A 12106-nucleotide genomic window follows, 5' to 3' on the forward strand; every position below is an offset into this window, starting at 1 on the left:
TTTAAATAGGAAACCGTGAGAAACGAGCGACCATGAGCGACGAACTTCGAGGCGGCGAGACCATCCTGGGTCTCGAACTCGGCGACGACGAGTACACGGTCAAACAGAGTCTCTTCCGGAACAAGTACCGGGTGTACGACTCTAAGGGGAACCTCGTCCTGCAGACGAGACAGAAGCTCCTGAAGATGAAAGAGGAGTTCCCCTTCTCGGACGCCGACGGCGACACCGTCTTCCGGGTGAAGGCGAAGAACCTCCTCGACGTGGCCGGCGACTACGCCCTCGTCGACGAACGTACCGACGAGACGGTGCTCGTACTGACGAAGAACTTCACCTTCTTCCACCACAAGTGGACCCTCAAACGCCCGGACGGCGAGGTGCTGGCGACGGTCGAGTCCCGGAGCGCCGTCCTAGAGGCGTTGCGGTCGCTCGTCGACGTGCTCTCGTTTCTTCCGCACAAGTACGACATCCGGAGCAGCGACGGTCGGCAGGTCGGCGAGATAGCGGGGCGATTCTCGCTCCGGGACGTCTACGACATCCGCATCGACGACCCCGGGGCACTCCCCCGGACCGCGCTCGTCGCGGGTGCGGTCGCCATCGACGCGCTGGAGGGGAACTAGCTACTCCCGCAGTCGGTCCACGGCCGCCTCGCGCTCTCCGGGCGTGTTGACGTTCGTCGACCAGCCGTCGAGCGTCAGCGCCAGCATCGTATTGCCGGCGTCGACGAACCGCTGGATGGACTCCGCGAGTTCGCGCTCGCCGCGTTCGGAGTAACCGGTCGCCTCGCACGCCGCGAAGATGGCGGGGTGATAGACGGCGACCCCGCCCGCGACGAGGCTGCGCTCCGGCGGGTCGTCCGGTTCCTTCTCGATGCCCCGGAGTTCGTCGCCGTCCACCTCGCAGATTGCCTTCTCGCGGGCGACTTCGGGCGGGACGCGCTCGACGTGCTGGACGGCGTCGACGCCCGACTCCCGCGCTCGCTCGACGAGCGGTGCGAGGTCCGCCTCGAACACGCAGTCGCCGTCCGCGCAGACGAACCGGCCGTCGACGTGCGGGCGAGCCTGCAATAGCGCGTGGGCCATCCCCTCCCGTTCGTCCTGCCACGCGTAGGTGACGGGCACGCCGGAGAACGAATCGCCGTACTGCTCGACGATACGGTCGCCCTCGTAGCCCACGACGACCACGAACTCCTCGGGGTCGACAGTCAACAGCGCCTCGAAACAGCGCGTCAGCAGCGGCTTCCCCGCGACGTCGACGAGCGCCTTCGGTTTCTCGGCGGTCAACGGTCTGAGACGCGTTCCCTCCCCGGCGGCGAGGACGACGGCTTGCATGAGCGGGCGCACGACGCGTCCGCGGAAGGGGTTTCGGGTTACTCGCGCACGTTCTCGCCGACCGCGTCACCGAACTCGCCGTCCGCGGGGCCGACGCCGTCCGGGGTCAGCGAGGCGTCGTGGGCTTCGTACACCACGGACCCGCGGACCATCGTCAGTCGGGGGAAGACGCCGTTCCAGCCCTCGAACGGCGTCCACCCGCACTTCGAGTGGAGGTCCTCACCGCGGATTTCGCGGGTCGCGTCGGGGTCGACGAGCACGAGGTCTGCCATCCGACCCTCCTCGATTCGACCCTTCCGGGGCAGTCCGAATATCTCGGAGGGGTTGCGCGCCGTGAGGTCGGCGACGCGGTCGTAGCTCAGGTTGCCCTTCCGGGCCTGCTCTAACAGGAGCGGGAGCATCGTCTCCACTCCGGGAACGCCGCTGGGCGCGTCCCAGATGCCGGCGTCCTTCTCCTCGCGCGTGTGGGGGGCGTGGTCGGTGGCGACGACGTCGACCGTGCCGTTCGCCACCCGAGCGAACACGCCCTCGCGTCGCTCCTCGCCGCGCAGCGGGGGGTTCATCCGCCCGCGCGTGCCGAGTTCGGAGAGTTCGTCGCGCGAGAGGAACATGTGGTGGGGCGTCACCTCGCAGGTCGCGCCCGCGGCCGCCGCGGCGTCGACCGCCTCCGGCGTGCTCGTGTGGGCGACGTGGACGCGCGCGCCCGTATCGTCCGCGAGGTCGAGCGCGCGCTCGACCGCCGCTATCTCCGCGTCGGCGGTGCGGTAGGCGCTCCAGGCTTCGGCGTCGTCGCGCCCCTCCACACTCGCGGCTCCGCCGTTCGCGTTCGTGCCGCGTGGCAGCACGCTCTCGTCGAACAGGTCGGCGTCCTCCGCGTGGACCGTGACGACCACGTACTCGTCGCTCGCGCGTTCGAGCGCCTCGCGGAACAGGTCCTCGTCGATGCCCATCTCGCCCGTCGAGTCGGCGAGGAACACCTCGCCGAGCGCGAGCACGGGGCGGTCGAACAGTTCGTCCGGATTCCAGTCGGCCGTGACGCCGCCGTTGATGCCGTAGTCGACGAGCGAGGCGTCGGCGAGGTCGGCCTTCTCGTCGAAGGCCGGCCCGTCGACCGTCGGCGGGTCCGTGTTCGGCTGGTCGACGACGGTCGTCACGCCGCCCGCCGCGGCGCTCGTGCTGCCCGTCTCCCACGTCTCCTTGTGGGGAAAGCCCGGCTGGCGGAAGTGGACGTGGGCGTCGATGGCGCCCGGCAGGAGGAGGTTCCCCGCGGCGTCGACGACGTCGCCGGACTCGGTGAGCGAGGAGCCGACGGCGGCGATGCGGCCCGCGTCGGTGTCGATGCGAACGTCGCGCCGGCTGCCGTCTGCCAGCGTCGCGTCCCGGATGGTGAGCATATCGGCCGTTCTCGCGTCGAGCGCTATAAGGTTTCGAGTCCGGGGAGACGAGCGTCGGCCGGAACGGTCGAGAACCGACGGTGACGGCCGGCGAAGCGGTAGCCCGCCGGTAGTACTTTGTTCACCGACGCCGTTCGATTCACGATACTTGCTGGCACACCACTATGGCACTCCGACACCCACCCTGGCGTTCCCGGCTTCGACTCGCCGCCTCCGCGCTCGTCGTCGCGGGACTCGTCGCGGGTGCCGGCGTCTCCTACGCCGCGCTCGCGTCGCACCCGGACCCGACGCTCCCGGTCATGTCCACGGCCCTCCTCGGCGCGACGGTGGTCGCAACCGTCCTCGCCGGGTACGTCACGTACGTCGCGTACCCGGCCTTCTCACAGCGCGTCGGGGCCGCCTACGTCGGGGTGGTGGTGCTCGCTGCCCTCACCCTCCTCTGGAACGTGTACGTGGCGCTCGCCATCACGTAGTCGGTCGACTCGACCGCCAGAAAGACGTCGCACCGCGTCGGCCGTGCGGTCAGTCCTCCGCCGGTTCCGCCGCCCGACTCGCCTTCGAGGGGGCCGTCTCGGCGTCGTCCCGGCCCACGACCTCGACGGTCGCGCTGGCGTCGCCGACGAGCAGTTCCTCGACGACGGCAGCGACGCGCTCGGGGTCGGCGTCGCCCTCGGCGCGGGCGACGCTCCCCACGGAGTCGGGGTCGAAGGGCACGTCGAGCGCGGCGTAGATGGGGTCGAGCGCGCCGGCAATCTCGCCGTGGTCGTCGACGACGACGACGCCGGAGACGAGCGCCGCGCCGGACTGGACCCGCTGGGCGACGCCCGCTATCTTGCCGTTCCACTGGAGCGAGTAGTCGCCCGCGCAGAACGACCGCGGCGGTTCGCCGCGCTGGGCGGGCACGCCGACCCGCCAGAGCGCACGCTGGACCGCCCGAGTCGTCTCGACGTACCGCTCCTCCATCCCGGTCCGCATGTCCGAGAGCGGGACGGTCCGCGCGAACGCGACCGTCGTCCCGGTGTAGGCGACCGCGCGCCCGCCGACGCTGCGTTCGACCGGTTCGAACCCGCAGGCTCGCGCGACCGACTTGGCCACGTCGAAGTCGTCGGCGCGCGCGTCGCGCCGCCCGAACGCGACCTGCCGGTGGGGCGTCCAGACGCGGACCGCAGATTCGCCCGACTCCGCGGTGTCCGCGAGCATCTCCGCGGTCACTGTCCGGTCCTCGTCCCGGGTCGGCGCCCGGCCACGGAGCACGCGCATACCCCCCCATTGTGACCCGACGTATGTAAACGCTCCCCGTCCGAACCGCCGGTATGGTCACGCTGCCCGCAGACGCGCTCGCTCCCTTTCCGCGGTTCTCGCTGTACAACTCGCCGTACGTCTCCCACGACGAGGGCTGTGCCATCGACCTCTACCCCGGCGGCGAGGCGGCGGACGCGGACGGCGGAAGTCGCGCGAAAGCCGCGCCGTCGCCCGTCGCCGGCGAGGTCGTCGCCACGCGAACCGTCGACGCGCCGTCGAAACCCTACGCCGTCGAACGCGACCATCTCATCGTCGTCGACACGGGCGACCACCTCGCTCGCGTCCTCCACGTCGACCCCGGGGTCGCCCCCGGCGACGAGGTCCGGGTCGGCGACTCGCTGGGCGAACTGGTGCGTTCGGGCTTTTTCGCCCCCTGGGTCGGCAACCACGTCCACCTCGGGTTCCGCGACCGCGACGCCGACGCCCTGCGCGCCTCGGGGTCGCTGCCGGTCGACGTCGCGGTCGACGTCGACCCGGTCGCGTGGGACGGCACGGGCCGCGTCGTCTCGCGCGGCGAGACGTACGTCGTACTCGACGCCCCCGAACATCCCGCGCCGGGCGAGCGGTTCGCCGGCATCGCGGGCACCCCGGGTGGCGCGGACGCAGCGAACGACGGAGGTGCGGTGCTCGACGGCGGCCTCCCCCACTACGAGGGCGGTGGTCTGCTCCCCTCGGGCGACGGTCCCGTCTCGCTCGCGGGGCGGCGCGTCGGGACGGCGAACGGGCGAACCGTCGCGTGGGACGACGTCGAGGTGCGCGCCAACGGGACGGCCATCACCGGCGTCTCGCTGTTCGTCTCCCGCGAGGCGTTCGGCGCGAAACTGGTCTGTCCGGACCACGAGTTCGCCCCGGGCGAGCGCGTCGAGGTGACCGTTCACCGATAGCGTCCGCGCTCACCACTCCCGGAGCGCCCGCCGTCGGACCGACCGTCCGGAACGCGCCGTAGCCGGCTACTCGAAGGTCAGGTCGTCCAGCGAGGTGCTCTCGCCGAACAGCCAGGTGGCGTGGTCGGTGGCGTACTCGTGGTGTTCCTCCTCGATGTAGCCGATGGCCTCCTCGACGAGCACTGGCTTGAAATCGCGGAGGCCAGCGCTGCCGGCGGTGTGGAGCACGCAGACGTTCGCCAGCGTGCCACAGAAGAGCAGGTCGTCGATGCCGTGGGCGTCGAGGTACCCCTCGAGTTCGGTCTCGTGGAAGGCGTCGTAGGTGTACTTCTCGACGACGTGGTCGGCGTCCTCGACGGGAAGCTCCTCGACGATTTCGGTCTCCCACGTCCCCTCGACGACGTGTTCGCCCCAGCGCTCGAACTCGTCGTAGTAGTGGTTGCCCTCGAACTGTTCCGGCGGGTGGACGTCCTTGGTGAACAGGACCGACGCGCCCGCTTCGTCGGCTCGCGATATCAGCGACCGGGCCGGAGCGATGGCCTCCTCGCTGCCGGGCGCGTACAGGCTCCCGTCTGGATGGCAGAACCCGTTCTGCATGTCGACGACGACGACCGCCGTGGAGTCGGGGTCGAAGTTCATGTTCGATGGTAGGTATGGTCGGTACGAAACGTTTTCGCACTCCTGTACATGTCGACCGCCGAAATTTTCACGGCATTTTTTATACAGTAGTCCTTCGTGGCGTCTACAGGAATGCGAACTGTCACTGCCATCGCGGTCGCGGTCATGCTCGTGCTCGCCGGTTGTTCGCAGGCACCGGGCACGGACACGACGACCGGACCGAACGCGACGACCCAGGGAACGCAGGCGACGGCCGCGCCCGGCGACGGCGCGGCGGTCGTTCATCCGCCCGACCCCGATTCCGACGTTCTGGGATGGGAGAACGGAGTGTGGTACAACGAGACCATCAACGTCACCCGGTCGGACGGACTGAACGACTCCGAGATGGACGCGGTCGTCAATCGCGCGATGGCTCGCGTCGAGAAGATTCGGCAACTGGAGTTCGAGAAGAAGGTGCCCGTCAAGATCGTCTCGCGCTCGGAGTTCAAGAAGAACCAGCAGAGCCAGAAGACGCCGCCGAAGCGTCGGACGTTCGACAACGTCAAGTACGAAGCCCTGATGATGGTCGGCGAGTCGACCGACTCCATCGCCGTCCAGAACCGGAACACGGGGTCGTCGGTCGGCGGGTACTACAGCCCGAAGAAGGAGTCCATCGTCATCATCTCGAACAACGAGTCCGCGCCGAAGATGAACGAAATCACACTGGCCCAGGAGCTGTTCCACGCGCTCCAGGACCAGAAGTACAACCTCTCCAAATTCGACCAGCGGACCCGCGAGGACCACAACGCCGTCGACGGAATCGTCGAGGGCGACGGCAACTACGTCGACTACCTCTACGAACAGCGCTGCAAGAACGCCTGGAAGGGTACCTGTCTGCTCCCCCAGAACGAGGGTGACGGGGGCGGTGGCGGCGACCTCGCCAACATCGGACCGTACCTGCTGAAGTTCCAGCCGTACAGCGACGGTCCGCCGTTCGTGAAGTCCGTCCGCCAGAACGGAGGCTGGCAGGCCGTCAACGACCTGTACCAGGACCCGCCCGCCAGTACCGAGCAGGTCATCCACCCGAAGAAGTACGGCACGGACGCGCCCGCCGACGTCAGCATCCGGGACACCACGAGCAACGGTTGGCAGCGCCTCGAACCGAAGGGACGGCCGAACTACGCCAAGGTCGGCGAGGCCGGCATCATGTCGATGTTCACCTATCCGACCTACGAGAGCCAGGGGAAGACCCAGATAATCCCGTTCGACAAGTTCGTCAACAGGAAGAACGGCGAGCCCGCGAAGTTCGACCCGCTGAACTACAGGAGCGAACCGTCGGCGGGCTGGGACGGCGACCGCATCGCCGTCTACACGAACGGTCGGGCCGCGGCGAACGAGACTGGCTACGTGTTCAAGACGAAGTGGGACTCCAGGAAGGACGCCCGGCAGTTCGTCGACACGTACGAGCGTCTGCTCCAGTATCGCGACGCGAAGAGGGTCGACGGCCGCGCGAACACCTGGAAGATTCCCCCGAAGAACGGGTTCAACGACGCCTTCTACGTCCAGCAGAAGGGTGATACGGTCGTCATCGTCAACGCGCCGTCCGTCGGCGACCTCTCGGACGTGCACGCCGGCGCTGCGCCGAAGCAGTAAGCGGCCCTCTCTCCTCGAATCCGGACCTTTATCGCGTTGCCCGAGAGTAGCCCCGACCATGACCGACGAACCGGGGAACGGGCCGTTCGACGTGATTCCCGAGGACGCCATCCGAGACGGAAGCGCGACCGACGCCTACTTCCTGCGGACGGAGACCACGCTTGACGCGGCCGACAGGAACCCCCACGTCGTCGCGGAGGTGACCGCCGACCAGTTCCCGACCGGCGAGTTCGAGGTGCTGGCTGGGCTGAAAGACGCCGCCCACCTGCTCGAAGGGCTCCCCGTCGACGTGGACGCGATGCCCGAGGGACGGCTGTTCGACGGCGGTCCCGTCCTCACCGTCGAGGGGCGGTACCTCGAGTTCGCCCGGTACGAGACGTCGCTGCTGGGTTTCCTATCGCACGCCTCGGGGATGGCGACGAACGCGCTGGAGGCACGGGTCGCCGCGCCCGACTCGCAGGTGCTGAGTTTCGGCGCGCGCCACGTCCACCCCTCCATCGCGGCGGTGGTCGAGCGGTCGGCGCTGCTGGCGGGCCTCGACGGGTTCTCGCACGTCGCCGCCGGCGAACTGCTGGGACGGTCGGCCAGCGGGACGATGCCGCACGCGCTCGTCATCTGCTTCGGCGAACAGGAGGCCGCGTGGACGGCGTTCGACGACGCGGCCCCCGAGGACGTTCCGCGCGTCGCGCTCTGTGACACCTACTCCGACGAGAAGGACGAGGTGATACGGGCCGCCGAGACGCTCGGCGACGACCTCGACAGCGTCCGCATCGACACGACCGGGTCGCGCCGGGGGGACTTCCGACATATCCTCCGGGAGGTGCGCTGGGAACTCGACGCCCGGGGGTTCGAGGACGTGGACGTGTTCGCGAGCGGCGGCCTCGGTCCCGCGGAACTGCGCGAACTCCGGGACGTCGCGGACGGCTTCGGCGTCGGCAGTCACGTCAGCAACGCCGAGCCAGTCGACTTCTCGCTCGACATCGTGGAGGTCGACGGCGAGCCAGCGGCCAAGCGCGGCAAGCTCTCGGGCAAGAAACAGGCGTATCGCACGCGCGACGGCGGTCACCACGTCGGTCTGGCGCGCCACGACGGTCCGGCGGACGGCGAACCCATCCTGGAACCGCTGCTCCGCGACGGCGAACTCGTCCGGGAGTTCGACCTGGACGAGGCGTCGGAACGAGCGCTCGACGACGCGGCGGCAGTCGACTTTCGAGAGTAGCGGGCAGACGGGTCAGATTCGCTCGATGCTTCCCTCGGGTTCGCGCTCGCGGAACACCGGCCCGTCGACCAGGAGGACGGCGACGTCGTCGTCCTCCCAGGCACCGCGCGGGAGCCCCGCCTTCCGGCAGGTGCGGTCCAGATACTCGAACGCGCTCCAGTCGTTCTCGACGGGGAGCGTCGGGAACATCGACGCACGCTCGCCGCGCCCCTCGACGGCGACGCCGTGCGTGCCGAGTTCGATGTCGTTCGCGGGGTCGTCGGTCAGGACGGTGTCTTCCACGACGAACACGGATATCTCGAGGTTCGAGAGCTCCGCGGGTTCGACCTCCGACCCGCAGGAGTCGTCGCTGGCCGCCGAGATGGCCGAGTTGACGATGACGTGGCCCAGTTGTTCGCTCGTCTCGTGGGCACCGGCGCACCCGCGCAGGCTTCCGCGCCCCCGCGTGGACTCCAGGCGGACGAAGACGCCGGTCCGCGCGTAGAACGCCTCACGCATGCTTCCGGGCTGCTCGCGTTGTCCGTTTATCACGTAAGAATTGACCGCCTCCCGAGCGAGTTCGACTGCGCGAGTGCCATCCTCGTAAGTGAGGGTCACTGCCTGTGCCTCAGACATACGTAACACCTTATGGGCAGAAGCGTCTTCAACGCTTCCCTTCAATCTGGCCGGTTTTAAGATGGTGTTGTGAGATAGTACGGTGAAATTTCCGCCCGTTACGGTCAGCGATACGGCGTAGGCGGGAATACGGCGTTCGAGCGCCCGGGAGAGCGTCTCGCGGGCGAGCGAAATCGACGATGGAGACGAGGAAACGTCGACCGTCGGTCGTCTCCGCGGAGAGCTTTCGCGTGGTATGCTCCCCTTGACACGGGAAAGGTCGGCTTGAACGCCCGAAGCGTCGGGCGGCGGAACTCCCGGTCGAGGGATAACGAACGCCGTCGCGCCCGCGCGGAACGAACAACACTCGCCGCGCTCGCCGGTCGACGCACGTCGCCGTTTTCGGCCGATTTCGAACCGTATGGTACGGTGAACCGAACCATTTTTGCCCACTCACCGTTCATAGCCAGATAATCGTGACCGATTTGCTATCGATCTCGGATCTGAAGACGCAGTTCAACACCGAGCGAGGGACGGTCAAAGCCGTCGACGACTTCGACCTGACCATCCGGGAAGGCGAGACAGTCGGCCTCGTGGGGGAGTCTGGGTCGGGCAAGAGCGTCACTGCGCTGTCGGCGATGCAGCTCATCGACGAACCCGGAGAGATAGCGGCCGGAGACATCCAGTTCCAGGACGCGCCAACCGTCGCCCGGTTCGCGCGCAAGTATCCGTCGGGCGTCGCGACCGACGCCCGGAACGGCTTCGTCGTCGTCGAGAGCGCGACCGTCGACCGGAGGCGCGCCCCGGACGACGAACTCCTCGACGACCCGGACCTGTCGGAGTCCGAACGCGCCGCTCGGTTGGCCCGCGAGTATCCCGACGGAATCGCGGTCGACGGCGAGGAGGACGACGACGCGTTCCTCACCATCGAGGAAGGGTACCTCGACCTCATGAACGCGCCCGAGTCGGCGATGCGCGACATGCGCGGCGGCGAGATGGGGATGATTTTCCAGGACCCCATGACCTCGCTCAACCCCGCGCTGACCGTCGGCGAGCAGGTGGCCGAGAGCCTGCAACTCCACCAGCACGGCGGGAAGCGGAACGACAACTGGTGGAACGCGGTACGCGAGATACTGCCGAAGATCGGCGGCGACGAGTTCGACGAGGAGGTGTTCGAGGCGACCATCGACATGCTGGAGGAGGTCGGCATCCCCGAACCCGAGTCGCGGGTCGAGGAGTACCCCCACGAGTTCTCCGGCGGCATGCGCCAGCGCGTACTCATCGCCATCGCCCTGGCCTGCCGGCCGAAGCTCCTCATCGCGGACGAACCGACGACGGCGCTCGACGTGACCATCCAGGCCCAGATTCTCGACCTCATCAACGACCTGCAGGACGAACTCGGGATGTCCGTCCTGTTCATCACGCACGACCTCGGCGTCGTCGCCGAAACCTGCGACCGCGTCGCGGTGATGTACGCGGGCGACCTCGTGGAGGTCGGCCCCGTCGACGAAATCTTCCACAATCCGAGCCATCCGTACACGTACGCGCTCCTCGAATCCATCCCGCAGGAGGACAAAGAGCGCCTGACGCCCATCGAGGGGAACGTCCCCGACCTCATCGACATGCCGGAAGGCTGTCACTTCGCGCCGCGGTGTCCGTGGGCGAAGCCGGAGTGTCGGCAGGGCGAGATTCCGCACCTCCAGCACGGCCCCGACGACGTCGACCACCACGCGAAGTGCGTGCTGGAGGACTTCGACGAGAGCGAGTACGCCGAACAGTACGAGAGCGTCACGACGACCGACCACGAAACCGGCGACGAACTCGTCACCGCCGACGGGATGAAGAAACACTTCTCGCGCGCCGACGACTTGCTGGACAAGTGGCTCGGCGACGACCCCGGGAGCGTCAAGGCGGTCGACGGCGTCTCGTTCGACATCTACGAGGGCGAGACGCTCGGACTCGTCGGCGAGTCCGGCTGCGGGAAGTCGACCGCGGGCCGGACGCTTCTCCGGCTCGAAACGCCGACCGACGGTCGCGTCGTGTTCGCGGGGACCGACGTGACCGACCTCGACAGCGACGACCTCCGAGACCTCCGGAAGGAGATGCAGATGATCTTCCAGGACCCGCTGTCGAGTCTCGACCCGCGGATGACCGTCAGCCAGACGATAGCGGAGCCGCTGAAGATCCACGACCTGCCGGAGAAAGACCCCGACGACGACCGGTCGCGCAAGGAACAGCGCCGCGACCGCGTCACGGAACTGCTGGAGGCGGTCGGACTCGACCCGGACCAGCGCGACCGCTATCCACACGAACTGTCGGGCGGCCAGCGCCAGCGCGTCGGCATCGCGCGAGCGCTCGCGGTCGACCCGGACTTCATCGTCGCCGACGAGCCGGTGTCGGCGCTGGACGTCTCGGTCCAGGCCCAGATACTCAACCTGCTGGAGGACCTCCAGGAGGAGTTCGGCCTGACCTACCTGTTCATCGCCCACGACCTCTCGGTCGTCCGCCACATCTCCGACCGCGTCGCAGTGATGTATCTCGGCGAAATCGTCGAGGTGGCGGACACGGACGAACTGTTCGCCGACCCGAAGCATCCGTACACGCAGGCGTTGCTGTCGGCGATTCCCGAGCCGGACCCGCGCGTGGACACCGACGACCGCGTCATCCTCAAAGGTGACGTACCGTCGCCCATCAACCCGCCCTCCGGCTGTCACTTCCGGACGCGCTGTCCGAAGATCATCCCGCCCGACGGGATGGACGTGGAACAGGACGCCTACCGTGAAGTGATGGACTACCGCGAGCGCGTCGAAGACCGCGCCATCAACCTCGACGTTGTCCGCGAGGCGGCAGCCGACGGGGCTGATGCGCCCACGCGGGAAGCGACTGCCGTGGACGGCGGCCACAGCGCCGACGCGTTCCGCGCTGCCCTCTGGGAGGACCAGTTCGACGTGGAACCGACCGGGCGGCCGCGCGAAATCGTCGCGGAGTCGTTCGACCACCTCGCCGACGGCGACTGGGAGGCGGCCGCGTCGCTGCTGCGCCAGCACTTCGAGAGCGTCTGCGAGCGGAAAGACCCGGTACTGCAGGACGAAGCCCACCCCTCCGCGTGTCACCTCTACGACCAGCCCGAGTAGC

General features: G+C 68.2%; 11 protein-coding genes. 6 read left to right on the plus strand and 5 right to left on the minus strand.

Annotated elements, in window-relative coordinates:
• Positions 1 to 32: 32 nt before the first annotated feature.
• Entirely contained in the window at positions 33 to 617 is a 585-nt protein-coding gene (locus tag ACTF4R_RS20550) for an LURP-one-related/scramblase family protein (RefSeq protein ID WP_440010400.1), read from the plus strand.
• On the opposite strand, the gene ACTF4R_RS20555 is transcribed toward ACTF4R_RS20550, so the two are convergent.
• On the minus strand, positions 618 to 1328 hold the full coding sequence (locus ACTF4R_RS20555) for a sugar phosphate nucleotidyltransferase (RefSeq protein WP_440010402.1): 711 nt from the start codon (positions 1326 to 1328) through the stop codon (positions 618 to 620).
• Between the two features lie 38 nt (positions 1329 to 1366).
• Positions 1367 to 2722 carry a dihydroorotase gene (locus tag ACTF4R_RS20560; RefSeq protein ID WP_440010405.1) on the minus strand — a complete coding sequence of 452 codons (1356 nt, stop codon included), beginning with the start codon at positions 2720 to 2722 and terminating at the stop codon, positions 1367 to 1369.
• Between the two features lie 164 nt (positions 2723 to 2886).
• Between ACTF4R_RS20560 and ACTF4R_RS20565 the strand changes: the two genes are divergently transcribed.
• On the plus strand, positions 2887 to 3195 hold the full coding sequence (locus tag ACTF4R_RS20565; RefSeq protein ID WP_440010408.1) for a hypothetical protein: 309 nt from the start codon (positions 2887 to 2889) through the stop codon (positions 3193 to 3195).
• 49 nt (positions 3196 to 3244) lie between these two features.
• Here the strand turns inward: ACTF4R_RS20565 and ACTF4R_RS20570 are convergent, their stop codons facing one another.
• Positions 3245 to 3982, minus strand: a complete 738-nt coding sequence (locus tag ACTF4R_RS20570) for a lipoate--protein ligase family protein (protein WP_440010409.1) — start codon at positions 3980 to 3982, stop codon at positions 3245 to 3247.
• 53 nt (positions 3983 to 4035) lie between these two features.
• Between ACTF4R_RS20570 and ACTF4R_RS20575 the strand changes: the two genes are divergently transcribed.
• Positions 4036 to 4908, plus strand: coding sequence for a DUF8155 domain-containing protein (locus ACTF4R_RS20575; protein ID WP_440010410.1), 873 nt, complete (start codon positions 4036 to 4038; stop codon positions 4906 to 4908).
• A gap of 66 nt (positions 4909 to 4974) precedes the next feature.
• Here ACTF4R_RS20575 and ACTF4R_RS20580 read toward each other — a convergent pair whose 3' ends face one another.
• The gene (locus tag ACTF4R_RS20580; protein WP_433625971.1) at positions 4975 to 5547 is read right to left on the minus strand and encodes a cysteine hydrolase family protein; all 573 of its coding nucleotides are present in this window, start codon (positions 5545 to 5547) and stop codon (positions 4975 to 4977) included.
• Between the two features lie 111 nt (positions 5548 to 5658).
• Between ACTF4R_RS20580 and ACTF4R_RS20585 the strand changes: the two genes are divergently transcribed.
• On the plus strand, positions 5659 to 7158 hold the full coding sequence (locus ACTF4R_RS20585; RefSeq protein ID WP_440010412.1) for an Hvo_1808 family surface protein: 1500 nt from the start codon (positions 5659 to 5661) through the stop codon (positions 7156 to 7158).
• A gap of 58 nt (positions 7159 to 7216) precedes the next feature.
• Complete coding sequence (locus ACTF4R_RS20590; protein ID WP_440010415.1) at positions 7217 to 8377, plus strand: nicotinate phosphoribosyltransferase; 1161 nt, start codon at positions 7217 to 7219, stop codon at positions 8375 to 8377.
• 12 nt (positions 8378 to 8389) lie between these two features.
• Here the strand turns inward: ACTF4R_RS20590 and ACTF4R_RS20595 are convergent, their stop codons facing one another.
• Positions 8390 to 8992, minus strand: a complete 603-nt coding sequence (locus tag ACTF4R_RS20595) for a TIGR00296 family protein (protein ID WP_433625978.1) — start codon at positions 8990 to 8992, stop codon at positions 8390 to 8392.
• Positions 8993 to 9447: 455 nt separating this feature from the next.
• On the opposite strand from ACTF4R_RS20595, the gene ACTF4R_RS20600 reads away from it, so the two are divergent.
• Positions 9448 to 12105 (plus strand): ABC transporter ATP-binding protein, encoded by a 2658-nt coding sequence (locus ACTF4R_RS20600; protein ID WP_440010417.1) that lies wholly within the window; start codon positions 9448 to 9450, stop codon positions 12103 to 12105.
• Position 12106: the final 1 nt, after the last annotated feature.

It is taken from the genome of Halomicrococcus pelagicus (genome assembly GCF_051917725.1).
GTDB lineage: Archaea > Halobacteriota > Halobacteria > Halobacteriales > Haladaptataceae > Halomicrococcus.

What these genes read in the sequence shown, in the direction of transcription:
- ACTF4R_RS20550 (WP_440010400.1), top strand. Translation starts at nt 33, where the DNA reads ATGAGCGACGAACTTCGAGGCGGCGAGACCATCCTGGGTCTCGAACTC.
- ACTF4R_RS20555 (WP_440010402.1), bottom strand. Translation starts at nt 1,328, where the DNA reads ATGCAAGCCGTCGTCCTCGCCGCCGGGGAGGGAACGCGTCTCAGACCG.
- ACTF4R_RS20560 (WP_440010405.1), bottom strand. Translation starts at nt 2,722, where the DNA reads ATGCTCACCATCCGGGACGCGACGCTGGCAGACGGCAGCCGGCGCGAC.
- ACTF4R_RS20565 (WP_440010408.1), top strand. Translation starts at nt 2,887, where the DNA reads ATGGCACTCCGACACCCACCCTGGCGTTCCCGGCTTCGACTCGCCGCC.
- ACTF4R_RS20570 (WP_440010409.1), bottom strand. Translation starts at nt 3,982, where the DNA reads ATGCGCGTGCTCCGTGGCCGGGCGCCGACCCGGGACGAGGACCGGACA.
- ACTF4R_RS20575 (WP_440010410.1), top strand. Translation starts at nt 4,036, where the DNA reads ATGGTCACGCTGCCCGCAGACGCGCTCGCTCCCTTTCCGCGGTTCTCG.
- ACTF4R_RS20580 (WP_433625971.1), bottom strand. Translation starts at nt 5,547, where the DNA reads ATGAACTTCGACCCCGACTCCACGGCGGTCGTCGTCGTCGACATGCAG.
- ACTF4R_RS20585 (WP_440010412.1), top strand. Translation starts at nt 5,659, where the DNA reads ATGCGAACTGTCACTGCCATCGCGGTCGCGGTCATGCTCGTGCTCGCC.
- ACTF4R_RS20590 (WP_440010415.1), top strand. Translation starts at nt 7,217, where the DNA reads ATGACCGACGAACCGGGGAACGGGCCGTTCGACGTGATTCCCGAGGAC.
- ACTF4R_RS20595 (WP_433625978.1), bottom strand. Translation starts at nt 8,992, where the DNA reads ATGTCTGAGGCACAGGCAGTGACCCTCACTTACGAGGATGGCACTCGC.